Origin of the sequence: Psychrobacter sp. I-STPA10, from assembly GCF_021012795.1 — a bacterium.
In the GTDB taxonomy this organism is placed as follows: Bacteria; Pseudomonadota; Gammaproteobacteria; order Pseudomonadales; family Moraxellaceae; genus Psychrobacter.
This window is the reverse complement of the sequence record NZ_VFYU01000012.1, coordinates 164,549-189,430: the sequence shown is the minus strand read 5'-3', so window position 1 is coordinate 189,430 and position 24,882 is coordinate 164,549. Positions and strand designations below refer to the sequence as shown.

33 protein-coding genes are annotated in these 24,882 nt (G+C 38.7%); 28 read left to right on the top strand and 5 right to left on the bottom strand.

Annotation, left to right across the window (positions count from 1 at the left end):
• The first annotated feature begins 62 nt into the window (after positions 1-62).
• The 20 genes from FHK89_RS05725 to FHK89_RS05630 all read left to right on the top strand — a co-directional run bounded on the left by FHK89_RS05725 (position 63) and on the right by FHK89_RS05630 (position 15,897).
• Positions 63-392 carry an IS630 transposase-related protein gene (locus tag FHK89_RS05725; RefSeq protein ID WP_230655620.1) on the top strand — a complete coding sequence of 110 codons (330 nt, stop codon included), beginning with the start codon at positions 63-65 and terminating at the stop codon, positions 390-392.
• The gene (locus FHK89_RS05720; protein WP_230655621.1) at positions 340-906 is read left to right on the top strand and encodes an IS630 family transposase; all 567 of its coding nucleotides are present in this window, start codon (positions 340-342) and stop codon (positions 904-906) included. Before FHK89_RS05725 ends, FHK89_RS05720 begins: the two co-directional genes overlap by 53 nt.
• A gap of 39 nt (positions 907-945) precedes the next feature.
• Positions 946-2,760 carry a hypothetical protein gene (locus FHK89_RS05715; RefSeq protein ID WP_230657812.1) on the top strand — a complete coding sequence of 605 codons (1,815 nt, stop codon included), beginning with the start codon at positions 946-948 and terminating at the stop codon, positions 2,758-2,760.
• 98 nt (positions 2,761-2,858) lie between these two features.
• The gene (locus FHK89_RS05710) at positions 2,859-3,302 is read left to right on the top strand and encodes a hypothetical protein (RefSeq protein WP_230657811.1); all 444 of its coding nucleotides are present in this window, start codon (positions 2,859-2,861) and stop codon (positions 3,300-3,302) included.
• Between the two features lie 77 nt (positions 3,303-3,379).
• Entirely contained in the window at positions 3,380-4,753 is a 1,374-nt protein-coding gene (locus FHK89_RS05705; RefSeq protein ID WP_230657810.1) for a hypothetical protein, read from the top strand.
• Between the two features lie 53 nt (positions 4,754-4,806).
• Positions 4,807-5,730, top strand: a complete 924-nt coding sequence (locus FHK89_RS05700; RefSeq protein WP_230657808.1) for a hypothetical protein — start codon at positions 4,807-4,809, stop codon at positions 5,728-5,730.
• A gap of 9 nt (positions 5,731-5,739) precedes the next feature.
• On the top strand, positions 5,740-6,018 hold the full coding sequence (locus tag FHK89_RS05695; RefSeq protein ID WP_230657807.1) for a hypothetical protein: 279 nt from the start codon (positions 5,740-5,742) through the stop codon (positions 6,016-6,018).
• A gap of 250 nt (positions 6,019-6,268) precedes the next feature.
• Entirely contained in the window at positions 6,269-7,234 is a 966-nt protein-coding gene (locus tag FHK89_RS05690; RefSeq protein ID WP_230657804.1) for a hypothetical protein, read from the top strand.
• Between the two features lie 75 nt (positions 7,235-7,309).
• A complete protein-coding gene (locus FHK89_RS05685; RefSeq protein ID WP_230657802.1) occupies positions 7,310-7,606 on the top strand; it encodes a hypothetical protein in 297 nt (98 codons plus the stop codon).
• An 80-nt stretch (positions 7,607-7,686) separates the two neighbouring features.
• Positions 7,687-8,223, top strand: a complete 537-nt coding sequence (locus FHK89_RS05680) for a hypothetical protein (protein WP_230657800.1) — start codon at positions 7,687-7,689, stop codon at positions 8,221-8,223.
• Positions 8,224-8,235: 12 nt separating this feature from the next.
• Complete coding sequence (locus FHK89_RS05675) at positions 8,236-8,622, top strand: hypothetical protein (RefSeq protein WP_230657798.1); 387 nt, start codon at positions 8,236-8,238, stop codon at positions 8,620-8,622.
• Positions 8,622-8,948, top strand: a complete 327-nt coding sequence (locus tag FHK89_RS05670) for a hypothetical protein (RefSeq protein ID WP_230657796.1) — start codon at positions 8,622-8,624, stop codon at positions 8,946-8,948. The genes FHK89_RS05675 and FHK89_RS05670 overlap by 1 nt, the downstream gene beginning before the upstream one ends.
• Positions 8,929-10,386: a hypothetical protein gene (locus FHK89_RS05665; protein WP_230657794.1), complete on the top strand. Its 1,458-nt coding sequence runs from the start codon at positions 8,929-8,931 to the stop codon at positions 10,384-10,386. The genes FHK89_RS05670 and FHK89_RS05665 overlap by 20 nt, the downstream gene beginning before the upstream one ends.
• A 27-nt stretch (positions 10,387-10,413) precedes the next feature.
• The gene (locus tag FHK89_RS05660; protein ID WP_230657793.1) at positions 10,414-11,022 is read left to right on the top strand and encodes a hypothetical protein; all 609 of its coding nucleotides are present in this window, start codon (positions 10,414-10,416) and stop codon (positions 11,020-11,022) included.
• 77 nt (positions 11,023-11,099) lie between these two features.
• Positions 11,100-11,723: a hypothetical protein gene (locus FHK89_RS05655; RefSeq protein WP_230657791.1), complete on the top strand. Its 624-nt coding sequence runs from the start codon at positions 11,100-11,102 to the stop codon at positions 11,721-11,723.
• Positions 11,724-11,728: 5 nt separating this feature from the next.
• Positions 11,729-12,256 (top strand): hypothetical protein, encoded by a 528-nt coding sequence (locus FHK89_RS05650; protein WP_230657789.1) that lies wholly within the window; start codon positions 11,729-11,731, stop codon positions 12,254-12,256.
• A complete protein-coding gene (locus FHK89_RS05645) occupies positions 12,253-13,152 on the top strand; it encodes a hypothetical protein (protein WP_230657788.1) in 900 nt (299 codons plus the stop codon). Before FHK89_RS05650 ends, FHK89_RS05645 begins: the two co-directional genes overlap by 4 nt.
• A complete protein-coding gene (locus FHK89_RS05640) occupies positions 13,149-13,712 on the top strand; it encodes a hypothetical protein (RefSeq protein ID WP_230657786.1) in 564 nt (187 codons plus the stop codon). Before FHK89_RS05645 ends, FHK89_RS05640 begins: the two co-directional genes overlap by 4 nt.
• A 15-nt stretch (positions 13,713-13,727) precedes the next feature.
• On the top strand, positions 13,728-15,335 hold the full coding sequence (locus FHK89_RS05635) for a hypothetical protein (protein ID WP_230657784.1): 1,608 nt from the start codon (positions 13,728-13,730) through the stop codon (positions 15,333-15,335).
• Positions 15,328-15,897, top strand: coding sequence for a hypothetical protein (locus FHK89_RS05630; protein WP_230657783.1), 570 nt, complete (start codon positions 15,328-15,330; stop codon positions 15,895-15,897). The genes FHK89_RS05635 and FHK89_RS05630 overlap by 8 nt, the downstream gene beginning before the upstream one ends.
• Before the next feature lie 13 nt (positions 15,898-15,910).
• Here the strand turns inward: FHK89_RS05630 and FHK89_RS05625 are convergent, their stop codons facing one another.
• Entirely contained in the window at positions 15,911-16,249 is a 339-nt protein-coding gene (locus tag FHK89_RS05625; protein WP_230657781.1) for an Arc family DNA-binding protein, read from the bottom strand.
• 183 nt (positions 16,250-16,432) lie between these two features.
• Here FHK89_RS05625 and FHK89_RS05620 point away from each other — a divergent pair, with 183 nt between their 5' ends.
• The 8 genes from FHK89_RS05620 (at position 16,433) to FHK89_RS05585 (ending at position 22,213) form a co-directional block, all read left to right on the top strand.
• On the top strand, positions 16,433-17,209 hold the full coding sequence (locus FHK89_RS05620; protein WP_230657778.1) for a phage antirepressor N-terminal domain-containing protein: 777 nt from the start codon (positions 16,433-16,435) through the stop codon (positions 17,207-17,209).
• Between the two features lie 138 nt (positions 17,210-17,347).
• Positions 17,348-18,826, top strand: coding sequence for a hypothetical protein (locus FHK89_RS05615; protein ID WP_230657776.1), 1,479 nt, complete (start codon positions 17,348-17,350; stop codon positions 18,824-18,826).
• Between the two features lie 5 nt (positions 18,827-18,831).
• On the top strand, positions 18,832-19,650 hold the full coding sequence (locus FHK89_RS05610) for a hypothetical protein (protein ID WP_230657774.1): 819 nt from the start codon (positions 18,832-18,834) through the stop codon (positions 19,648-19,650).
• Positions 19,651-19,669: 19 nt separating this feature from the next.
• The gene (locus FHK89_RS05605) at positions 19,670-20,452 is read left to right on the top strand and encodes a hypothetical protein (protein WP_230657772.1); all 783 of its coding nucleotides are present in this window, start codon (positions 19,670-19,672) and stop codon (positions 20,450-20,452) included.
• Between the two features lie 31 nt (positions 20,453-20,483).
• Complete coding sequence (locus FHK89_RS05600) at positions 20,484-20,648, top strand: hypothetical protein (RefSeq protein WP_230657770.1); 165 nt, start codon at positions 20,484-20,486, stop codon at positions 20,646-20,648.
• Between the two features lie 8 nt (positions 20,649-20,656).
• Positions 20,657-21,205: a hypothetical protein gene (locus FHK89_RS05595; RefSeq protein WP_230657768.1), complete on the top strand. Its 549-nt coding sequence runs from the start codon at positions 20,657-20,659 to the stop codon at positions 21,203-21,205.
• The gene (locus FHK89_RS05590) at positions 21,202-21,573 is read left to right on the top strand and encodes a hypothetical protein (protein ID WP_230657766.1); all 372 of its coding nucleotides are present in this window, start codon (positions 21,202-21,204) and stop codon (positions 21,571-21,573) included. Before FHK89_RS05595 ends, FHK89_RS05590 begins: the two co-directional genes overlap by 4 nt.
• On the top strand, positions 21,566-22,213 hold the full coding sequence (locus FHK89_RS05585; RefSeq protein ID WP_230657762.1) for a lysozyme: 648 nt from the start codon (positions 21,566-21,568) through the stop codon (positions 22,211-22,213). Before FHK89_RS05590 ends, FHK89_RS05585 begins: the two co-directional genes overlap by 8 nt.
• Before the next feature lie 74 nt (positions 22,214-22,287).
• On the opposite strand, the gene FHK89_RS05580 is transcribed toward FHK89_RS05585, so the two are convergent.
• From FHK89_RS05580 to FHK89_RS05565, 4 genes are all read right to left on the bottom strand, one after another.
• On the bottom strand, positions 22,288-23,046 hold the full coding sequence (locus FHK89_RS05580; RefSeq protein WP_230657760.1) for a Rha family transcriptional regulator: 759 nt from the start codon (positions 23,044-23,046) through the stop codon (positions 22,288-22,290).
• 77 nt (positions 23,047-23,123) lie between these two features.
• On the bottom strand, positions 23,124-23,336 hold the full coding sequence (locus FHK89_RS05575; RefSeq protein ID WP_230657759.1) for a helix-turn-helix domain-containing protein: 213 nt from the start codon (positions 23,334-23,336) through the stop codon (positions 23,124-23,126).
• Positions 23,337-23,488: 152 nt separating this feature from the next.
• The gene (locus FHK89_RS05570; protein WP_230657758.1) at positions 23,489-23,860 is read right to left on the bottom strand and encodes a hypothetical protein; all 372 of its coding nucleotides are present in this window, start codon (positions 23,858-23,860) and stop codon (positions 23,489-23,491) included.
• Positions 23,857-24,801 (bottom strand): hypothetical protein, encoded by a 945-nt coding sequence (locus FHK89_RS05565; protein WP_230657757.1) that lies wholly within the window; start codon positions 24,799-24,801, stop codon positions 23,857-23,859. Before FHK89_RS05565 ends, FHK89_RS05570 begins: the two co-directional genes overlap by 4 nt.
• Positions 24,802-24,882 lie beyond the last annotated feature (81 nt).

Sequence of the window (24,882 nt, the reverse complement as noted above, 5' to 3'; positions counted from 1 at the left end):
TATAGTCAATTCATACTAAAAATGTTATAAAGTCATTCAAAGAACCAAAAATTAGGAAACCAATGACATACTCTTTAGAATTTCGCAAACAAGTATTAAAAAGCTTAGAAAAGGGAATGACCTTTAAAGAAGCTGTTCAAGAATATGATATCAGTCCAACCACCATCCAGAAATGGAAAAAACGGTTATATAGCAAGAAAACACGCAATATCGAACCGACTAAAATTGCTAATGACGCTTTACTTAAAGATGTAGAGAACCATCCAGACAGCTATCATTATGAACGTGCAAGACGTTTAGGATGTAGCACTTCAGGTATCTGTGTCGCACTAAAACGCCTTGGTATCACTCAAAAAAAAGACCTTAAGCCATCCAAAAGCTTGTCTGATTAAAAGAGCAGAGTATCAAGCTAAGCTAGCTTTTTATCAAAAGCAAGGATTTCCCATAGTATATATGGATGAGAGCGGTTTTGAGCAGGAAGTCATACGTCCTTTTGGCTATAGCGCTATCGGCAAACCTTGTATTGATAGTTATAATTGGCAAGCTCGTAGCAGAACAAATGTTATAGGTGCACTCTATAATAAAACCTTGTTTGCTATTGATTACTTTAAACAAAACATTAACTCAAAAGTATTTCGTAGTTGGTGTAAGAACACCTTAATTCCGAGGCTTAATACTAAATGCGTCATTGTCATGGATAATGCCAGCTTCCATAAGAAAGTAACACGTCTTTTTAATAGACATGGTCATCGTGTGTTGTTCCTACCTCCTTATAGTCCTGATTTAAATCCTATTGAAAAGAAGTGGGGAAACGTGAAATCTTTACGTAAAGGTTGGTTAGAAAACGATTTATCTAAATTATTTTATGATATTTGTCCTTACTATAACTCTTTTGTTTTGAATTGACTATAACCCTATCACCTCTTTTTAATAATAGGAACGGTTATGGATCAGCAAACAGTACGTCAATATGTAAAAACCACCCAACAAGACAAACAAAAACTCAGCATTGTGTTACGTCAGTTAGCAACGGCAGAGCAAATCGGCAATGAAGCGGCTGCATTTGACAGTATGCTAGCTCAGCACCCACTAGGTCGTGAAGTTGCCATGCAGTCTAATGTTCCTGAGCCTTTATATAAGCTATTAACAGCAGAAAAAATTGTTGAAGGTGAAAGTCAACAAGCCATATTTGATGGTATTAGCATGGGTATTGCTGAGTATCAACATCGTAATGGCGGTGAAAATCCATCTACAGATATTGTGCTTTCAGCAATTAACCAAGCATTAGTATTTACTGAACACGCACCAGACGCTGATCCCAAAGATCCGCAATTCGATAAGCTCTCATTTAGCCATCATGAATCCTTGGCTGTAGTACCTGCTGCAGTACAAGTGACTCTAACCATGGGTATCGCTAGCGCACTGCCCATTGTCTCACAATTACCTAACCCCACTGGCTCTAATGAAGTACCGCTCGTGTATGGTGATGCCGTTGCATCAACCAGAATGGGAGTGATGAATAAAGGCGACTTAATGGATGGGGCTAAAGCAGGGCAGCCATATCTCGAAGGTCGCCACATGCTTGCCATGAAAAAAGATGCTAGCACACCTGAAAAATTCACACTAACCCCTCGTGTTGCGTACACAAAAGAAGTACGTGCTAATAAAACAACTAAGTTTGTTGTTGATGATTCGGCTAAAGCATTGCCATTCTTGGGCGGACGAGTTTCCATTTTTGTTAAAGGTGTGGAAGTTGCCAATGATAAGCATCGCAATCACCCAACAACAAACGGCATAAGCACACTACAGCCACTTGATAAAATTGAGATTGGCACAAAAAGTTATTTGGTTAAGTCGGCTACTGCTAGTCTAGATAATCACTATATTGAAGTTATTTTTGATAGTAGTGCAGGTGATGTGCCAGAAGCTGATGATGTTGAGGTTGAAGTTATCTCTGATTATGAGCGTAAAGATGATGATGGTAATCAGATACTACAAGAGCCAGGTGCTGATGTTAGATTTGAATATGCGTCAATCTTTGCTTATCCAAGCCGTGCCCAAAATATTGCTACTATTGACTCAATTACCCAGTTATCAAACGAATTAAATATTAACTGGTATGGTGCAGCATTGAGCATCATTCAGCAAAAATATTATTTTGAACAATACGGACGTTTGTTGCGTCATGCCGTCAATCGATGTTTGGCTAGCGGTGATTCTCGAATGATCACTTTTGATGCCAATAAAACTGGTGTTCATTTTACGACATTGCAGGATATGTTCTCAAGTATTAAAGTGACGCTTGGTATTGCACGAACCAAGCTGTCAACTGCAATTAATCAAGCTATTGGTGGTTATGATCTATACGTGAGTGATGCTGGTTCGGCATTTTTCTTGGGTCTTAGTACAGAAGTTTTTGCGCCAACTGGTCTAGCATTTGGTGATCAGTACAGCATTTATCGCATTGGTACTTTAAATACAATAGGCGCAAATGTTTATTATGTGCCATCTAGCATGGCGGTCTTCAATGAGGAGCAAGCGGGTACGGCTTATGCTCTAATGGCCCCACGTCCATTAAGTCTCACAAAAGCTCCATTTGTTGGTCATGTTGCCGTTCCACCGATGGTGCTTGCTGATGACGTGACTGCATTTGAGAAGTCGGTGGGTGTATATAGTCGCCAAGCTGCAGATCTAAATCCAATTCCACGTTATAACAATCAGTGCTTTTTAATTGAGCTGATTAATCTGCCTAACTTGTAACTGTTAATGTGATGTAAGAGTATATATTACCTCTCCTTGCTATCACATTTGGTAGCAAGGTTTTTTGCTTTTAAATCTCAAAAACATAGGATAAAACCATGATAAACAAACAAGCAAAAGACTTACCTACCAATCTAAAAGAGTTGGCCCAAACTGATAGTTTTAAACACATTGAAGATAAATATACTGCCGATATGCTTAAAACAAAAATGGATAATGACGGTATTGAGTATTTATCAGGTGATCGCAAAGATGCGTTGGTATGGCGATGGATGGATGCTAATGGTATGGAATTTACTGATGATATGGTAAGTGAAGAGAACAATCAAACTACTAAAGTCATTGAAGTAGCACAAAATGTTGTCATAGTTAAAAATACTGGTGCATTTAATGTACTAGAAACAGCAACTTGTACACTGCTGAAAGCTGGAAACCAAACTACTATCGAAATTAGTCCGCGAGTAAGTAAAGATCAAGTGATACGTAATATAAAACAAATGAATCACATTCGTGGCGGTAAGTTAGAGATTATTAAGCAGTAAAGTTGTGGAACACCCCCAAATACCTCTATCTGAGTCTCTCTATACTAAGTCTATACAACAACCGTATAGGCTTTTTTATGTCTACAAAACTCTCGATAAATATCAATGCAGATGGCATCACTTTAACAAGTGAGCCAAACAATAGTGCATTAGCAAATATCATCATGAACACGCAATATGGCTTTGACGAAAATGTCGTTGCTAAAGTCAGTGTGACTGATGATAAATCACCGACTCCAAGTGATGATCCACTGAATAATCTTGTATTTAGCATTATTTTCGCCGACAAAGTTGACGATAGCGTTATCACTCACTTGCAAGGTCGGCTTTATACTGAAGGTGGCATTGAAGCATTAGAACAAAATTACCCCAATGATTTTGGATATATCACACGTAAGCTTGATTTTACAGGTGCTTTAGACGGTGAAAATGACTTTTTTGAAACGGTTGAAACCAAATACAGTGCTACCAATGCTGAAGCCATTAAAACTGCAATAAATACAGCTAAAGCCCTTAATGTTTTGGGTGCATATCGTAAAAAAGAAGTAGTGCTTGCTGTGCCAGCTACCGAAGTTGAAGATGTAGAGCCAATAGTTGCTAAACGCTCACTGTTAGATATGGCAGAACGTCCACGCTATATCGTGTGCAATGAGGTGGGTAATCTACCAATGATAGAGGCGATGGTCGAAGTGATGGATAAACTAAATATCCATCTGTTAATTGATATCGGCAATCTAACAGACTGGACACAAGCAACGGCATTAGCAGAATCAATTAGCGTACAAGATCATCGTGTCTGGCTGTTTTGGAATCCCAATAAATCCCGTCCTAGCAATGCCACGACTGTGCTGGCACGTAAAAAATGGCGTCCCTGCACAGGTGATTATTTAGGACAATTACTACTACGTAATTCTCAAACTAATAACTCAGGTATTCCTCCTCTGAATCGACCAATTGCAGGATATGATTTTCCTGTGGGTTTTCGTGATATTGAACGACTTCCGGAGGTTAATTTAGATGAAGAGGCACAAAATGCGTTAGCTAAAGCAGGTATTAATGTGGTTATGAATGAGCGTTTTGATGCTGGTAGTCGTTGGGTGTATGGAGATGCTTTAACCCAATATGATAGCAAGACCAGTGCGCTGCGTCTGATTAATTCAGCAGAAATCACCACTTTTACAGACAATACTATTGTAGGTATTGTCAAAAAGCATTTGTTGAAGGGTATGAGTAGTTTTGTTAAAGATGCAACGACAGAATGTAATCGCTTTTTAGATGCCTGTGTTGCTGCAGGTCTTTTAATGCCTGCAACAGATTTGGGTGGTCGCTATTACTCTCTAATTATTACACCACGCGCTGATAATCCATTTGAAAAAGCTGATGTGAAGCTGGCACGACGTCCAGAGGGTTGTGCGCGTCAAGTATTCTTTGAAACCACCGTAACGAAGTAGTTCGTAACTGTAGAAACCTATTAAGTAAATTTAACACTAAAAAGGAAGTCACAATGTCCATGTTTAATAATTCACCCGTTGCTCGACGCATACAAGCCAATGCTCAAACACGTACACAACAAGCTCAATTTGATGCAATGAGTGCAGCTCAAGCAGCAGAAAAAATTGAATTTGACCCGATCAGCGAGCGTATGGCTATCCATGCCAATGCTCAGATGCGATTGGCAGCTTTACAAATTGTTTTTATGTTAGCTGCAATTATTGTTGAATCAGATGGTGCAGATGAAGAAGATCTATTACCAAGCGAAATATTAGACCTGTTCATGCTAGATGTTTTCGACGATGACGATGACAATGATGGTATTGATAGCACAGTCAAAGCAGTGTTAGCAGCACATATATCAGATGCACTTAGCACAATGGGTGTTAATGATGGTGTTATTGATGATATTTTTGATGACGATATTGATATTGCAGATGCTGCTATTGAGACTGCCAGTGAAATTATTATCGAAAATATGCCCGATGATGGGAATGATTTTGATGAGTTTGTAGCAGCATTTGCGTATGGTATGGAGGAAGATGCTACTTATGACAGCTTAGAACAAGATGCGTTAGAAAGTGAAGTGCAGTTTGATAGTACAAAATCTAAGAAAAAGAAACTCAGGGCAGGTAAGAAAACGACTAAAAAAGTAAATGGAAAAACTGTTGTTTATAAGGCTGTTAAAGCCATTCGTAATGGTAAAAAGGTTGTTGTTAATAAGAGAATTTCTGGAGAAATTAAATTATCTTCTGCTCAAAAAGCTGCCCTGCGCAAAGCAAAAAAGAAAGCGCACGCACCCGCTGCTATTCGTAAACAGATGAGATCGTTTTCTAAAGGTCTAAAAATGAATATTTATAACATAACCGATGCACAAGCCAAAGGTTTAACAAATGCAAGCTTAAAGCGTCATTCTAGATCCATCGGAATCAAATAAGGGTAGTTCATGATAGAGACAAAGATACTAGGTGCAGCAGTCGGTATTCAGCGCGGTGATGTGATTGATAAAACAGAATCTACATCGCTGCCACCATCTAATAGTGCTGTCATCGTCGGTAAGTTTAAGCGTGGTCGTATGGACAAACCGTTTAGAGTGACTGCCAATAACTATCAGGCGTTGCTAGGACATGATCCTAGCAACGATAGCTACAACACAGTTGAAGATACATTAAAGCAAGGAGTGTCTGAAGTCTGGGTGCAGAGGGTAGGTAGCTCGGGAAAGTAGTTAAGCGTAATCTGAAGCAAAAAGACAGTTATCAATCGTCTGTAAAAACATTAGATATTGATCTAATTCGACTGCCCGAATATGCGATAAAAACGCTTGATGTAGACATGATATATAGTCCTGCCGAAGTAGAGCAGTATCAATCAACAATCAAAATACTAGATACAGCTATGCCATATAGCCCAGCTGAGCAAGATAATTACAAAGTAAGCATAGGCATATTAGACATCAAAATGGAGCAAAAAACACAATGAAAATAGGAATGAAAGGCGAAGTGCGACTTATCGCGCGTGATACAAACACTAACGAAATAGTCAGCGATACTGGCTATCATTCAAATTTAGTGTTAGACAATGGACTCAACGCACTTGGTAACGACGGTCAAGACTGGTTTACAGCTCTATCAGTCGGAACTGGTAGTAGTGAGCCTGAAAAATCACAAACACAGTTAGACGCATTTGTTGCAAAAACAACAACAAAAGAGTTATTTAGCCATCAAGTTGATAGATATGAAGACAGTGAGGGTTATTACGAAATCTACGCTGAATATCTATACACCTTCGAAGATATGGGCGCGCAATCAATCGCTGAGGTAGGTTTAACACTAGCCGACGACACCCTTGCTACTAGAGCATTAGTCAAGCACCCCGACGGCGAAGTGCAAGCATTTAATATCAAAGCAGGACAACAGTTACAAGTATTTTACAAGATTTATCAGCGATTTGATACCGCAGATATTATTAATCAGATTAATGTCAGTGATGGGCAGGGTAGCGTTAAAGCGTATCAGACAACTGCTAGATTGATGTATATCGGACAAAGGTATACATATTACTATGCTTTTAATCCTAATTTAATTGGCAAATCATTATCTTTTGTTTTAACTCTTAATTTCCGTTCGGGATCAAGTAGTCATGAGTTAAAAGTATTTAATGAAAATCCCGATATTTCAAAAAGTTTTAGCAGCACATCATTTGGTGATTATGTTGTTAATAGTTTTAAACGAGTCGCAAAATTAAATGCAGGTTACGCAGAACATAATTATGACGATGGTATACGTAAAGTAAGCTTGATTACAACGATGGGATCTTGGCAAATACAATTCGACTCTGTCGATGGCAATCTGCCGCTGCAAAAAACATCTCAACATAAATTAACTATACCCGTCGAGTTTAACTGGGGGCGAATCGAAACTGAAGTGGCAGAGCAACCGTAATTACATATCAAATTAACCTCAGCAACAAATGATACAGCTGTTGAAAATGGGTTCACACCTAAAGCATTTGCACAAATGTTAGATTTAGCTAAACATTTAAAGACAATTGAAACAGTGAGTTGGATACCTATACCTCATGGCTGGGCTTATACAAATGATTGTGAACTGTATTCGTATGTTAGTAATACTCGACTAAATTCTATAGCACAAGCTAGTGCTGAAGAGGTGATGAGTTTTCTGACAAAAGATAATAGTCACAGTAATTACCAAATTATTTTATTACCAATTTACAACACGTTTAATGAAAATGTGGGAAATTCAGGAAAAATCGCACAGCAAACACTAACTGCATTATCAGTTACTATTGAGTAATAATTTAGGAACACCCCTACTTACTATCTCTTAACTTCCCTCAAAATAACCCTATCATCTATATGCTAGGGTTATTTTTTATGAAGTTATCTGACATTACCAAAAAAACACCACTCATCAAAGATTTTGTCAATCGACTGGCTAAATCAACCAAACAATCTATTCCCATTGTTGAGCCTGAGCGCGTAAAGCGTATATCTGGGGCTAGCGTCAAACCAGTTAACCTGGTATTAGAAAATGGCCAGCAAGTTAAATTATATGTGCGATTGATGGGAGATGATGCTCATCTAGATATTTTTCGCATAGATATCAACGGTAAGCGGCAGGTGTTATCTGGTGATTATGATAATAGTTACAAGCCAGCATTTAACGCCTCGGTTGATGTTATTGCTAACACAATTGTTCAGGGCCAATCAGCGTTTGATAAAAAACAAGCAAATATTAAGCCTAAAAATACTACCGCTAAAAAATCAAGCGCACCAAAAAACAAAGCACAACAACGTAATGCCTTGCTTGAACAAGCTAAAGAGCTTGATGCTCAAATTGAACTCAAACAGACGGAAAAAGCACAACTTGAAGAGCAGTTGGCGCAAATTAAATCTCAGAAGTCAGGTTAGAGGTGGTTGGTTATGTTAGACATGGCAAATGCTTATATTATTGATGCCGCTTTAAGCGGTTGCGTTTGGGTAATGTTGGCATTTATGTACTTTGATATCATCGCACGGGTTACAGATATTAATCATCGTATCTCAACCGAACTATTGGCCATTGCCATCGGTAAATTGGCGATAAAAGTTAGCATTGCCTCTATTCCTTTTATTTTAATCTGGATATTTTTATGTTGGCGGTTTGCAGCATTAATGATTAAAACTCAATCCTTTGGTATCAGTGGAATTGGATTGCTGATTATTGTTGGTTTGGTGGGCACTGTAATGATATGGCTAACATTACTTTTAGTAGCATTGCGTCATAGCAGTTATATAGATATTGGTGCGATACAACGGCAGAATAGATAATGATAGGTACGCAAACAGTTATTAATATGATTAATCATTGGCTAGATACTCCTGTAAATAGCTACTTTGGACAGGGGTATGGCGCAGATTTGCGCTCAATGCTGCTACAAGAGCTTAGTAGCACAAAAGCAGATGAGCTATTAATTAAATTGCGTCAAGACATTCCTTTGCTTAATCAATTTGATGACAGCAGCTTAAGCGTACATTCAGAGACAGTGGGATTTGATACGGTCAAAGTTTATTTGTCAGTGGGTAGTATTGATATTTATTTAGGTGATAGTACAGATACCATCAATCAGGATTATTATGACACTAGAGCGCAGTAAACTAATTGCCAGTATTGGCAGTAATATTAATGACTATACAGAGATTGCAGAGCGATGGCGGGCAGGTGACCCAACTGTACGTGCCATGCTTACCAGTATTGTTGAAACTGTGGTTTGGCTATCTCGTGATAATGATATCAATATCATTGAGCCATTTATTAAATCTAAAGATAGAACCATCATTGCCGACGCTATTAATAAAGGTATTTTGCCAGTGGCTACACCCTGTCAGCACCTTATTACTATAGAAAACCACAGTGAGCATACCATTAGCCTGTCTCAAGGGCGGCAAATTGATGATGGTACAGGTAGACAATGGCGATTGATGTCATCGACCACATTAATAGCAGGTGAAACAAAAAAAGTATTGGCTGAACAAAGTGAAATCAATCGTATTACCATGACTGTGCCAGTCAATGAGCCTTTTTATAATTTAACTGTGGCAACGACTGACGATGCTTATTTTGCAGGTATTGGTGTGACCAATACAACAACAGGTGAGATATATCGACACACACCAAAGTTTATGAATGCTGGTATTGATGAGCCAGTATATAGCATACATAGTGATGATTTAACCAATCTGAGCATTACCTTTGGTGACAGTGTGCGTGCAGGAAAAACAGTACAAGCGGGTGAGGTGTATGAGGTTGCTATTACACAATGTTATGGTGAGGTAGACCCCAATGGCTTAAAACAAGCAGCATTGGTTAACATCTATACCAATGATGAGACCAAGCTAAATCTTTATTTTCACCAGGGCGACATGGTGCGTATTGGCGCAAATCCTTTAACCGTTGCTCAGTTGCGTTTATTAGCAAGTTTCCCTTCGATGTATGACCGTAACGCTGTGTTTATGGGTAATTTTGATTTTTTAGTGCGCTGGCACTTTATGAATCGCTTTGACTATATGGCAATCTGGAATGAAACCACACATGAAAAATACTATGGCGCATCACTAGATAGTATTAATCATTTAAATTTGACAGTTGTTGCAAAGTACGATGGCGAACGTGAGCAACTGATTAAAGATATTAGGCAGATGGTGGCACGAGCAGATAGCTTGCTAGAAGGTCGGGTGCGAGTAAAAGCAGTAGAAGATAGACCCTATCAAATTGCTATCACTGGTAGATTGGCAGCAGTACATGATATATCCGCAGTACAAACTCAAATTAAAGAGTTATTGCTGGCAAGCTATGGCAAAAAATCACTGGCTGCCAGTCACCCCAATATTGACGGATTCAACTTACAAGAGATTGCTACACGTATACGTACCAGTATTCCTGCTTTTCAAGACCGTATTAGTGATTTTACCGTCAGTGGCGAGACATCAGACAATCTTATTAAGCCGCATCAGTGGGTGTTTTTAAGTGAAGATAGCATTACGGTTAATTTGACACGTACAGCAGATACAGGTAATGCGCTTTGGACATTGTAATAAGCATTGTAAGAGAGGTAACAGCAAGTGAGTGATTTTGTTGCTATTATTAATCATAGTCACAAAGCAAATGAGCTTGAGCGAGCAATGGCCAGTTTATTTGATAATCTTATTAGCCAACATCTTGATAGTGAATTACAAGATTTATTTGATTATGGTGCACCATGGCAAGGTAGCCGTACTGTGGTTGAGAGATTTACTAAGCTTGATGGTTTGGTAGTTTTACGACGTGATGATGGTGGACTGTCTGACAAAATAATGAGCATTATTTATGCAAATTGGTCGGCATTGGCAAGTGAGCGTGGTTTAGGCTTTTTACAGTTTGTACTTGATATGCTGTATCCACAGCAAAACGAGATTGTAAGGCTTTGGCATTCTAAGAGGTTTGCCGCACAATATCCAAACTATCTAAAAGAAACTCAAAGTAATGATGTTTTTTTGACCAGCCGTATCCGTATTAAACTTGATGCACAGGTTGACATTACTGAGCTATCTGAACTCACACCTATTTTAACTAGACTTGTACCGTGGCAAATTGTGCCAGAGATTGCGATTAGTTTTAATACACAGACAAGTGGGTTAGGGGTGGCATTAGCAGGGCAGAGATTTCATGTTGGTAATTTTTCGCCTTTTTGATTTATTCGGAACACCCCCACTTACTATCTTTCAACTTCCCTCAAAATAACCCTATCTACTTACGATAGGGTTTTTTTATGAAAAACAATCTCCCCACACTGCAAGCATATCGCAGACAATATGAAACTAGCAAAAGCTTAGGTGCAGCGATGCTGGCGTGTAACGCTGTGCTTGTACCTGAAGGCTTTGAAAACTTATATGTACTTATTCAAAATTTTCAGCGTCCAATGGTCACTAATAATGATGCTGCTGATGTTGATTATGCGCGAGGCTTGGCAGCTCATGTGGCTGGTGTACCGAAAACTAGCTTTGAATCGCAGTGGACCATGATTGAAACAGAATCTGGTGTCATTGCCGACTTTGCTGAAAAAATTGTTAATGTCTATGGTGGCATCTTGCCATCTGCCCGCATTTATGATGGTTTTGTTGGTGATGGCAATGAAATTAAAGGTCAGCGTGAGTATGAAATTATTGACTGTGCAGTTACCTTTGCTGATGGAGGTGGTGAAATTGACTCTGCTAGTCGCAGTCAGATTTTGCAAGTGCAAGCAGGCTGCCGATATATGTATTTTGGGCAGTCAGGCAAGTTAGGATCGTCAGGCAGTGAAGATGTTTTTGCCAATGTATTGACCAATGCACTAAACAACTTTGGCCACCTAACCCCGCAGTCCTCTGGTAATAATGTAACCATCTATGGGTAAATATAATGGCTAATCTAAATGCAATACCCAGTTATAGTGCAGGCACTATCAATGAGATTGCTCAAACATTATATGATGAGTTATTGACAAGTGGTTCATCACTCATGCTTAGCGAGGTGACTAAGTTTTTAATTGAGGACACTAAAAAGTATGTTGGTTGGGCGGGTGGATTGCAAATCAAGCCTGATGATATTGATGGTGATTTAACCAATAGCTTAGTTGTGTTAGATATCAACGAAACCACACAACTAGCCACTGATGAGTGGGTGATTATTGAGCCAGTACTTCGGGCGCATTGTGAGGTATTGCAAGCGGGTCGTATGGAAGGGGCGCAAGGCTTAGGTGTTGCACCTTCTGGACCGTCTAAATCAGAAGCCGATATGCTTTATAAGGAGGCTGTTTTACAAATGCAAAAAGAGGCGTTCCAGTGTGAACCGTTTACAGTTGATTTAACGGATAGTAAACGTGATGGTGAGCCTAGACATTGGGTTAGTCGTAGTCTTTATGCAACTGGCTATCGAGGGCTGCCATGAAGCTGTATTTGGGTGATGGCAGTAGCATTGATGGTAGCGACTTAATCAGTGCTATTTATCGTACAGACCTTGTGCCAGTACCAGTATCACTTGAGTTGGTTGTAAAAGCCAATGATAAATTAAAAGAGTTACTAAATACAGGTCATATCATTACTACCAATCAAGACATACAATTAGAAGTTGTTAAATCACAAATTATTAATACTCAATCAGTAAAAGATGGCAAGCGTATCGCTGCCCTACATATTATTGCTGTGCTGGCAGGTTGTAGTGCCTTGTTAGGCGTTGCCAGTCGAGCCACAAGCCTAACTAATACCAGTTTTAACGAGGCGTATCGGGCACTAGGTGCAAAGCTGCGTATTAAAGACGATATGAAATTAGGCGGCTTTATCTGCTTAAAAGGGCATTTACCGACAGTTCGTATCGCTGCAGCACTACAAAAAGAGGCAGCCGTGGTGCGGTTTTTTGACAATCGCTTATCTATTATTAGGATTAATGAGCTATTTAATGGTGACGCAACCCCTTACGATAAAAGCACAGTCCAATTTATAAATAATCCTAACGCCATTCGTCATGACAATACCAATTATTTAACCATTGATGACGATGGTACACAAATCATTGGCAATGCACACCCACAACGGGCTATCAACTACTACCCCCGTGCTCAGGCGCGAGAATTACAAAATCTACGCCGTATTTTAGTTACCAAAGCTACCATTACTAGACAGCTAGATGAACAGCTAAATGCAGGTAATTTAGTGAGTATAGAGGGGCAAAAGTATGTTGTATTAACAGGCGTGCATCGCTATGACTCAGGTGTATTGGGTGGTGCGCCAATCACGGCAACTCGTGCATGGCTGGCACAAATTAGTGAGCAGGGAGCTTTGATTTGAACTTAACATCACCTTTTTTATTTCCTGCCGTCTTGGTTTCTTACGATAAAAATGAACGTACTGCTATGGTGAGTATTGCAGGGTTAACTGATGGCGTGCCTGAAGGTATTCATGCCATGATTGCTTATCCGATTGGTGATGATGACTTAGATACCGAGCGAGAGTTAATAGCAGGGGCAGATGTTTGGGTGTTTTTTGAGCAAGGTGATACTACAATGCCTGTGGTGGCTTTCTATCGTCGTCATGGTAAAAGTAGGGCAGTCACTGATGTGCGTCGTATTCGCCAAAAAAATATTGAGTTATTAGCACGTTCAAGAGCAACCATCAAAGCCACTGATTTAATCGAAATAGCAGGGGATACAGTGACTATTAATGCGGTTAATATGACTATTAATGCTGATAATCTGACTGTTAATGCTGATATCAAACATACAGGTAATCAAAAAACAACGGGGAAAATCACAGCTACTACAGATGTTAATGGTGGTGGCGTGTCGCTTAAATCACATACACATCCAGGTGTCAAAAATGGCAAAAGTAGCACTGATAAACCCAATTAATATATAGGTGAGCACATGAAAATACAAAAGTTTTTAGCAAACATGCTCACAGATAACCGTATTGCTCAGCAACATGATAAATCTGCAAGTATTCATGATGTGGATAGAAATTATGAATTATTAAATCAGCAAGGGCTGGGTAATATTCATCATAAAGACAATAAACCACGTACAAGGCAGCAGATTTACACCATGTGGGACTTAATGCTTAAAGACCCACAAATAGGTGAAGCATTGGGCTTGCATGTCACTGCAGCTTTGGGTGGGCATGAGTCCACAGGTGATACCATTTTTATCACACCACATGAGCGAGTAAGAGGCAAGGGGCGACGTGCGGAGGATTTACGTAAAAAAGTCGAACGTGAAGAGAAGACAATAGGACCTTTACTAAATCGTTATGCTTTTGCTTTATGTCGCCAAGCCATCGTTTATGGTGACAGCTATGCGCGTATTTATAGCGATAATAGGCGGGGTGTCTATGATTTAATGAATAATCGTCATACTGCACCCCCACTGATTATGCCTTTTGAACAAGGTGGTAAGACCATAGGATTCCATGCTTTAGAAGATGAAGACAAACAACGAACAATTGCTAAGTTAAATCCAAGTCAGTTGCTGCGGGTGAAGATGCAGCGAGTCGATATCGTGCCGCAAGTACCACTACAAGTATGGCAAGACAGCAAGATATTAACTTATGACATACAAAGTGATTGTCCGTTATTACCTGCCGATGTTGGAGGTTCGTTCTTGTATCAGATAGAAGAGCCGTGGAAAGATGTCACTATTGCCCGGGCAGGTCTTAATAATCAACAGATAGCTGATAGTGTCAGACAAGCATTTTTAACCATGAACATGGAGGGTATGCCACCAGCCCAGCAAAAGAAATATAAAGCAGCCTTAGAAAAAATGCTTATCAATTATCGTGATAAAGTTGAAGAGGCATTTGAGGGGGGCGAGGCGTTATATGGCACGCAATACCATGTGATGCCGCAATGGGGTGAAAAGCAAATCTTACAGTCAGTGGGTGACTTATCACAGCGTAGTACGCCATTAAATGAAGGCACATTAATGGTCAATTTGAGGCGATTGGCAGGTGGGTTAGGTATAGATTTATCACTGATTGGCTGGGCAGATATGCTGGCAGGCGGTTTGGGTGATGGTGCAGCCTTTTATACCTCAGCACAAATCATGCGACGCTCAACGATGATACGTCAAGCGTTAATTGATGCTTATAATCATATTATGAGTATTCACTGGGGTATCAAATATGGTGAGTATTTTAAAGATGGTGAATATCCGTGGGCATTTGATTTTTATAGTGATCAAAATGCAGCCGCCACTCAAGCACTTAATAATAAACAAAATCGAGCAAATACCACAATGATGACGCTACAGACGGTAGCCATGCTTAAAGAGACTAATATGGGTAAAGAGGTTAACCAACTTATATTAGAAGATGATTTAGGTATGGATATGGCGCAAGCAGAGAAAATCGCAGAGGCGATTGAGCCTAAGCCGATGATGCCAATAGACGGTCAAAATATAGATAATCAGGCGATGGGCGAGACTCGATATGCACAAGATGATGATCTACCCGATGAATTAGGGCTTGATGATGAATAATGTAAATCAGAGCTTGCACCCAGCGTTAAATATGACCGAACTTAAAAAAATCTATGGACAAGTTAAAATATATGACTTGCTATTGCAAGCTGTGTATTTTGTACGCATTGAAAATATTTTTGGTTTAAGAGTGGATGCGCCCTGGTTTGATAATGAGTCGTTATGTTATTTGGCGACCGATGCAAGCTTGAGTCTGGGTAGTAATGAGTCAGAGAGTTTTTACGCAGGCGCGTATCAATGTGGTTATCTGACACAAAAATCGAATGACACAACAAATGTCACATTTTTGGAGACTACTGAAGCCCATATTGGCAAATCATTTTTAGCGTGTCGTAGATTGGCTTTTAATAAAGATGGCACAGTCAATGAGCCAAAAAAATATGCCTTTAAATTGACAGTCGGCTTTGTTCACCCCAAGACAAATAAAGAGACTTCGCTACAAAAATCATGGATTGTTGGTGTGAAAGAGTGCGAGGCGGAAGCGTCCAGCTCAGGGCGTAGCGAGGTAGTCAAACAAAATGTGATTTTTCAAAAACTGCGACCATTGTTGTTTGAGACTTGATGTTAAAAAACCCCTACTTATCGAGTAGGGGTTTTTTATCGAGAGCATTAAAGCCATGAGCCGCTTCGTTCATGATACGGATAATAGTATCATAGGCTTCTTTTTCGCTCATATTGGCAATTTTACTTCTTAATGTTAGCAAGTATGCAGTGCCAGCCAAATTTGTAATATGTTCCAATTGTTCTTTGTTAATATTTTGTTGTTCAAAAGATGGAGTGTTAAAGCTTTCTTCAAGACGGGCAATAATATCCGCATTCATAGAACGGTTGTATTGGTCGGCAGACGCTTTGATTTTATCTTTTAATTCTTGCGTCATTCGCATTTTGTATTCAACATCTGCTGTTCTAGCCATTTTGTACTCCAACATTATTTAATAAATTTATTATAATATCCCCAATGGGGATTGACAAGCTATAAATATAGGAATAGACTTAAAAAGTCCCCAATGGGGATTATTAAAGTAAATAAAAAGCCCTTATCCGACTACCAATCTAAATAAGGGCTTGGAACATCAACCTTATCAAGGAATATTCCTATGAATAGTATATCAGTTTTACACGAAACAATCACAATCCCTTTTCATGGTCAGAATTTATTCTTAGTCAATCATGATGGTGAGCCATACACACCTATGAAACCTATTGTAGAAAATATGGGTTTGAACTGGGCAAGCCAATATACTAAGATAAAACAAAGATTTAGCTCAACCATTGTGGAAATCGCAATAGTTGCCCAAGATGGTAAAGAACGTTTAATGACTTGTTTGCCAGTACGTAAATTAGCAGGTTGGTTGTACACAATTAGTCCAAATAAAGTTAAGTCAGAATTACGTGAAAAGGTCATTATATATCAAGAAGAATGTGATGATGTGCTATGGCGATATTGGACAAATGAGCAACGCACAGACAGTAAACAACGAGAATGCCTAATCACTGCTTGCGACCGCTTGGCAGTTGGCAACACCCTACGCAGTGATGTGTACACGATGGTTGCAAATCATTTTGGCTATGAGCGAGTGACGCAAATCCCAACGCCACTTCTTCCAGAAGCAGTAGCTTTTGTTTATGATGTGATATTGGCAAGACAGAAAGGTAGTACTAACCAAGACTACCACAACAGCCTACGCTTACTGGGTTTATCTAAAGTTGAAGACATTAATCATGCGGTAGGCGTTGCTAAAAAGCAATTGTGCCAGTTTGAGCATGTTTTAAAAGCCTTAGATTGTGCCATTGAGGTTATCCATACCCATAATGGTACTAACGGTAGTGTATTTAAAAGCTTAGAGTATGAGCTAATTGGCAATAACAAATAAGATTTAATTTACCAGTAAATAAACAAAACCCTCAATCAGCAATGGTTGGGGGTTTTTTGCCTTGGAACACCCCTCAACCAATCTACTTTGACTTTGCCACAATAGTACCATCAAAAATCTTATTGGCAAGGTAGGGTCATGTATAACAAACTTAATAAAGCTCATTCTAATCACACCATTACACTACCTGATGGTAGCCAAACGACTCGTTATTGTCGCTACGAAACAGGCATCATCACAGGCAAACATCGGGATATTCATGCGTTAATTGCCGATGAAGGAGGCTTTGATGGCATGGGTTTTGATACCAGTGTGGGTAGTGAAGATGATAATTGGCACGTTATCAATCTATTTGCTGATGGTGGCAGGTATATTGATACGGTAGCAATTGCTGGTGCAATAGACGATGACCATGCTTTGACCATTGCTGAGACTCAATTTGATTACATGGAAACCGATTGTGGCAAGAGTACAGATTACGGTGTGGTTGTTGCTTTAGATAGTGAACACCAGTTTGATAATCTAATTTTGGGTAAACAGGATGGTACATGGTCTATTGATGCTGTCCAAAAACTACTTGATAATCCATCGCAAGATAAACATTACTTACCAGTTATCACCGCTCCCGAGTTGGCGTGTGAGGCAACCCGAGTAACTTTTGATGATGTGGCATGGGACGGTATGAGCCTTGCTAGTCATGGTGGTAATGATAGTGATTTATATCGTGATATGATGCGTTGTGATACACACAATGAGTTGGTAGGTGAGTTTAATTTACGTGATGCTTTAATGCAGATGGGGGCTGAAGCTGCTAGTTTTGACTCATTGATGGATACTAATAATCGTTTGCCACTTCTCAAGGACCGTCTTTATAGTGCCATGAGTCGGGCGGGTAATGATGATATTCAGGTTACTAATGTCACTCAAACCAAGCCATTTAAACGCCAAGGTGTATCTAACGTTGCATTTGTATTTGACTTGTCCGATGGACAAAAACTCTCTATCTGGTTTCATAACCCTGATAGTACCCCGACAAAACTTCTACCTGACGACATTATGATTAGCTGGAAATGGCTACTTAATAAACGTGATGTGACAGCCGTTTTATCACCAAAAAATGGTGAAAATGTTCAAATTCCCGCCCTTGCTAATCGTATGATGCGGCTGGCAGCCAAAAATTCTACTCGCTTTCAACGTACTCAAATACGCAAAGCCAAAACCGAAGCTGAATTAAAAGAAGCTGAGCAAATGGTCGCTGATAAACAGGCTACTATTGAGCAACTTAATAAGGATATTGAGTTACTGAATAAGCAAATTGATGAAGCGATGAAAGAAAAGGCAGTGCCACCTGTGGAAGATGATAACGATGGGGGTAAATCTGAAAATCTAGCTGATTTAGAAGCTCAAGTCACTGCTTTAGAACAAGAAGTATTTGCTGATGATTGGAATCCATTAAGCCTAGATGATGATGCTTTTGAGGATTTATATCATCAAGTAGAAAGCAATCAAGAGCTTGCAGACCGTCTGGATAAAGTCGCCCTGCATGTTAAGCAGTGCATGTTAGCTGATGCTCAGTCTGCTTCAGATGACAATAGTACAAGTAATGATACTGAGTAGTTGTCGTGAAAAATACTTATATTGCCAATGCACCTGAAAAGAAGTCCACACAGACATTGGGCGGATTATGGCTAGAAAAAGGGCTTAACCCTAATTTGATAGCTAAAATTCGTCCTATCATAGAGGGTAATATTGAAGGTGGGCAGGGCAATCAGACTTATACAGTTGACACAAACGAACCAGAAGTGATGTCTTTGTTTGAAGATGCTGAATTTTCTATTGAGGCGCAATATTCTACCCCTTTTGAATCCTCAAATCCCGAAGGGCGTATGCCCAATATGATGGGTATGATTCAATCAGGGCAACTGCCATCTGCTTTATATAGTTTTTTTGGCATTGGTGACGATGGTGATGGTGGCTTGATAGATAGTGCTTTGCAGTCAGTGAATGGCACATTAAAAGGGTTAGTTAATCGCTCCAATTTCACCAAGCTTAATAGCCGTCAAATCTATACCTCCTCTAATTCTGTGCGTATCAGTGGCACATTGGTACTACAAGCATGGGCAGATGCTAAAACCGAAGTTGAAGCGGTCATGCAAAAGCTACAGCAATGGACCTCCCCTAAGCAACTATCGAGTCAGTCATTGATAGTTGGTGCGGCACAAAATGGAATAACTGAAGGTTTGTTCCCCTCTGTCATACCTCCTATCGTACAAATGCAATATGGTGGCTGTACTTATAAGCCGTTATTTATCGAAAGTATTTCAGCTCCTATTACTGCTCCGATGACACCCGACGGCAGCCGTATAGCTGTGCGTGCAACAATTACACTGTTATCTCTGACAGCCTGGGATAAAAGCGATATTACCAACCTTAGACGTTAAATAATAAGAGAGTTTTAGTATGCAAACAGCCATACAGTTACAGTTATTACAAGACAAAATCAGTTTACCTGATTTGACCATTGGCCAAGCAATGGACATTGCCAAAATACCTGAGCGATTTAATGAAAAACGACTGAGTGCCTTAATCACTCATTTAACAAATGACGCTGAGTTAGCCGACCTTCTGACTGTGCAAGAACGATATTACATCTTGCTTAACCAACAAATGCTAGCAGAGCATAAATATTCTGAGCAGGGTGACCAGCATCGCTACTTATTGCCAACGATTGAATCTGATGTGCCAGATAGTTTTGAGCATCCTAACTTAAATATTAGTATTCAGCATTTACGTGGTAAACATGTTTGTGTGCTAGAAACCCAGTGTGAAAACTTATTTGATTGGTTGTGTGGACAAATGGCATGTCAGTTATATGGTGATATTTTTACTCAAATTATGGGGGAAGATAATAGTGATGATAAATATGATAAGTGGGAGGCTATTAGCGTTGGCTTGACTGAAAACGAGATTAACGAGTTGATGCAAAATCGAGTAGCAATGCTGACAAGCTTACCAGAGTATATATTTAATTATTTGGTGACTATCTATAGTGATATGTTAGCTAGTCTGACTCATTTTGTTGATATTAGTAATGATAACCAAGGCATTACTTTGTTATCTGTTAATCAAGCTAGTAATCAGGAACAAAACACGGAGGGTTTGGTTCATTCTGAACCTGCGCGATTTCTCACCCTTGCCGCTTTGCGCGGGACAGCCAGCCAACTTGCAAAGCTTATTACTTAGTGAAGCAAATATATGGATGGAACATGGCAAAATGAGCTTAAAAGAAGCACTTACAATGGGGCTATCATTTACACAATTGTATCAAACATCACCAACTTTCGAGTTTAACTCCAAAAAACTGGAAAACGAGCATCACTTTAAACGTGCTTTGATTGATCGCATTGATGCACTTAGCAAGCTTTTAGCAAAGCGTTAGGAGATTTTATGCCGCAAAATATTGCAGCAGCAAAGACAACACTGGCACTTATTATTAGCTCCTCAGCAAGCATCATTGGTGCATCAACAAGTGCTGTTGTTATTAGCGATGGTATCAATAGTGGGTTGACTAAACTGAGCATTGGTGAACAGTTAAATCAACCTCATGAGTTTTTATATTTAAATTTGCCAATTTGGTATTTCTTTGTTGCTGTCTTTTTATTATCTGCTATTGGTTCTCTTGTGGCATTTTTTACAGATACATTATCGGAAAAAGACCAAAAATATCAATCAAGTAATGGTCGAAAGATAGGTAATCTATTTATTGGTTTTATAACTGGAATTATTGGCACATTTGTTGTTCTACCTGCTTTTACTGCACACCCTCCAGTGGGAATTATGCTAATAACATCATTAGTTGTATCGTTTGCAGGTTCTGTTTTGATTCATAACTTATCAGAATTAAAGCGAGATGATGAATTACAAACTTCTGTGCGTAAGTTAATTGTTAAACGTCTGGTGAGCATTATCAATTTGCTGTCAGGAGGCAACAAATGAATTTAATCACATGGAATCATGTCAATGATGCTATTCCTTTTATTGGGATAACACTATGTGCCTTTATGATGTTTAGCCGTAAGTCGTGTACCAAACAAAAAACAATCTCAACAATTGTTATTTTACTGGCACTAATGTGGTTGACATTAACCTGGGCAGACTTTGCAAGTGATGTGTTTCATGCGTCTCTACAAACGATGTCAGCTCGTATCATATTGCTAATAACTATGATTTTAATCGTTATGTATGTGCGTAGTATGACAGGTAATATTCTAAATTTAGTAAATGAAATTAAACGCCTAAAGGCTGTTAATCAGTCTTTAATTAATAAAATGCAACAAAAATCAGGTGGAGATAAGTATGACTGAAGAAGAGTTTTTTAACTGGTTGCGTGAGCATCAAGACAATGGACGGTTGACTCAAGATATGGTTGATGGCGCTAATGAGGTATTGGCTCTCATTGGTACTACCAAGCTAATGTTAGCCTTGGAAAAGATTAATGGTTGGAAAGATGAAGATAAAACCAAACAAATGAAATTATCTAAATCAGGTTCTGATTTTATCAAACAATATGAGAAGTTTGTTGCACACCCATACCGTGACGCTGTTGGAGTTTGGACCATAGGTTATGGTAATACGTACTATGAAAACCGTAAATCTGTATCTATGAGCGATAAACCCATAACAGAAAAGCGGGCTAGTGAACTTAAACAAAATATTATTAATATGGATTTTGCACCAGCGGTTAATTTGCTGTTTGCTGATGAAATTGCTGAAGGTAAGATTACGCAAAATATGTTTGACGCTTTGGTTTCATTGGCTTATAACATTGGTACTCGTGGTTTGGCAGGGTCAAGCGTGGTACGATATATTAAGGCGGGTGATTATAAAAAAGCTGGTGATAGTTTCTTGTTATGGAATAAGGGGCGGGTAAGAGGAGATTTAGTCGAGTTAAAGGGTCTTACTCGACGACGTAAAGATGAACGGGCAATGTTTTTAGCTGCCTAACTATATTTTCTCTTCTTAAAACCCCCCAACCATTGCTGATTGGGGGTTTTCTCTATTTACTGATAAATTAAATCTTATTTGTTATTACCGATTAGCTCATTCTCTAAGTTTTTAAATACACTACCGTTGGTATGATTATGGGTATGGATAACCTCAATGGCACAATCTAAGGCTTTTAAAACATGCTCAAACTGGCACAATTGCTTTTTAGCAACGCCTACCGCATGATTAATGTCTTCAACTTTAGATAAACCTAGTAAACGTAGGCTATTTTGGTAGTCTTGGTTGGTACTGCCTTTCTGTCTTGCTAAAATTACATCGTAAACAAAAGCGACGGCTTCAGGTAATAAAGGCGTTGGTATCTGCGTTACTCGCTCATAGCCAAAATGATTTGCGACCATCGTATACACTTCACTTCTGAGTGTATTGCCAACCGCTAACTTGTCACATGCTGATATGAGGCATTCTCGTTGTTTGCTGTCTGTTCTTTGTAACTGATCATACATCCAATTGAAGGCATTGATAAATTCAATCTTTAATGCCATCGCCTTTTTACCAGTAAAACCCATCACCAGTAACATAAACCCATCTTTGGTGAGTTCGTAGCCTTTATCTAATCGAGTACGATTTTGACCTAAATCTACTTCAATTTGTATCAGACGAAAATTTGTCTTATACCATGTTTTTTGAATTTCAGCTGATAAATGCTCAATCTTTCTTAAAACATCTTTATGCAATTTGCCAAAAGTATCAGCAATAATTTTTGAGGTAGTGATTACTTGATTATCATGGGTTTGTACAAGCTGTTGATAAGTCAATGCCATAGCATTCATTTGTGTATCTCCAAGTTACAGACTGGCACGATTGCCTTGTCTTAATGTTATTAATGTACCTAATTATAGGAACACGGTCAAGATAATTTTTTAATTAATTCTTCACACTCTAATTTATTCTTCTCAAGAAGAATTTTACACTCCTTTGCTAACCAATCAGGAATAGGTCTTTCTTTATTTATCCATTGCCGCACTCGTCTAGAATCAATATCCAAACTTCTTGCTAAGTTAGTTTGCCATTGGTCACCATATAATGTATTTCCGATTGCTTCTAATAATTCAATATCCATAATTCACCTACTTTAATGATTGTACCTATATTAAGGTACTTAAATAAAAGTATCAAGCTATTTGTATAAGCGTAAAATTACGCTCATACCGAAAAATAAAGGTTTCAGCTAACTTATACAAACAAAAAACCCACCTAAGCAAGTGGGTTTGTTTATTTTAAATAACTTTCATCTGGTAACTTGAATGGTGGATGGGGTGATATATCAACAATTCTAATATAATCATCCCCTTTCATATAGTGCAACACATATTCAGAAGTTTTATAATCTCCTGAGTATGACTTCTCATAATTAGGAATACCAATATGGTAATGCCACAAATTATACTTTTTTACCAAATCCATCTTTTGTGTAAATAAAGGGTCATCATTTGAAAAACCATCAGAACGTCTATTTTTACCCTCTAACCCTTCAAATCCATATTGCTTAACATGACGGATAAATTGAGCAATTTTTAGTTTATCTGAACTAGGATAGTTTGAAAATTCTGAACGAAAAGCCTCTCCCATTTCAACCTTTATCATGCACCATCCTCAATCCAAGCAATCAGCTCTTCATCGGTATTAAAATGAGGCACTTCTACAAACTCCGTATCTAGCATTTTTTCCATACGCTCTAAATCGAAGTCAAATGGTTCTGGCATCTCTCTCACACTAGTAGTCTCTGGCTGACTTTGAGTATTAGTCTCTTGCTCTTTTATCCATGGTGTAAACTTAAAGTTTGTTTTCCGATATATATCTGATAGGTATTCATTATTAATCGCTTTCTCTAGCTCATAATTTAGTCTTGCACAATCCTCAGCACTGACATTAGGCAAAACATCTTCAATTAATAATGACTTACCAAACTCATCTGTCTGATGCTCAATAATAACTTTAGTGTTACCCATGTAATACTTATTTTTAGTTTTATCTACTATTTCCCAAAACTCTCTGTATGCCTCAATAGGAATATCCAACATTTCTAAGCTAGCTATCTCAGCATCTATCTCTTCTATAAGAACAAAAGCATCAGCCCTGACTTTGTCAGCAACAGGATTGGTTGGACAAAATAATTTAATTGCTTTCATTAAACTATCTTTATTCAAAGTTCGATGCACACTAAGTAATAGACCCTCTAATAAACTAGAGTCAGCTCTATTAATTTCTAGTAACTGCAAAAATGCCAACTCTGCTTCACTATGTAGCCCATTCTCAGCCAGCATAAACGCATAATTTTTACCAGCAACCATCTTATCGAGTCTATAAGATTTTGTTAGATACTCCAAACCCTTAGCAATTTTCCCTTGTGCTCGATACACTAACCCTTCCATTAAATAACCTTCAGCAGGATCATTTATACGAAGTGCCTGAGCATCTTTGAGCCAACGATGCCACTCTAATTTCTTAGGATTTACAAGCCCTTCATAACTATTCATGAATTCGCTTAAATCATTAAGTTTAGTCTGTGCTTGAGGTGCAGTCATATTATATTTTCTTTAAGAATTGACTTATTTATGATAACAACCTAGCTTGTCAGGCTGCTTTTTCAGCCATATCGTTATACC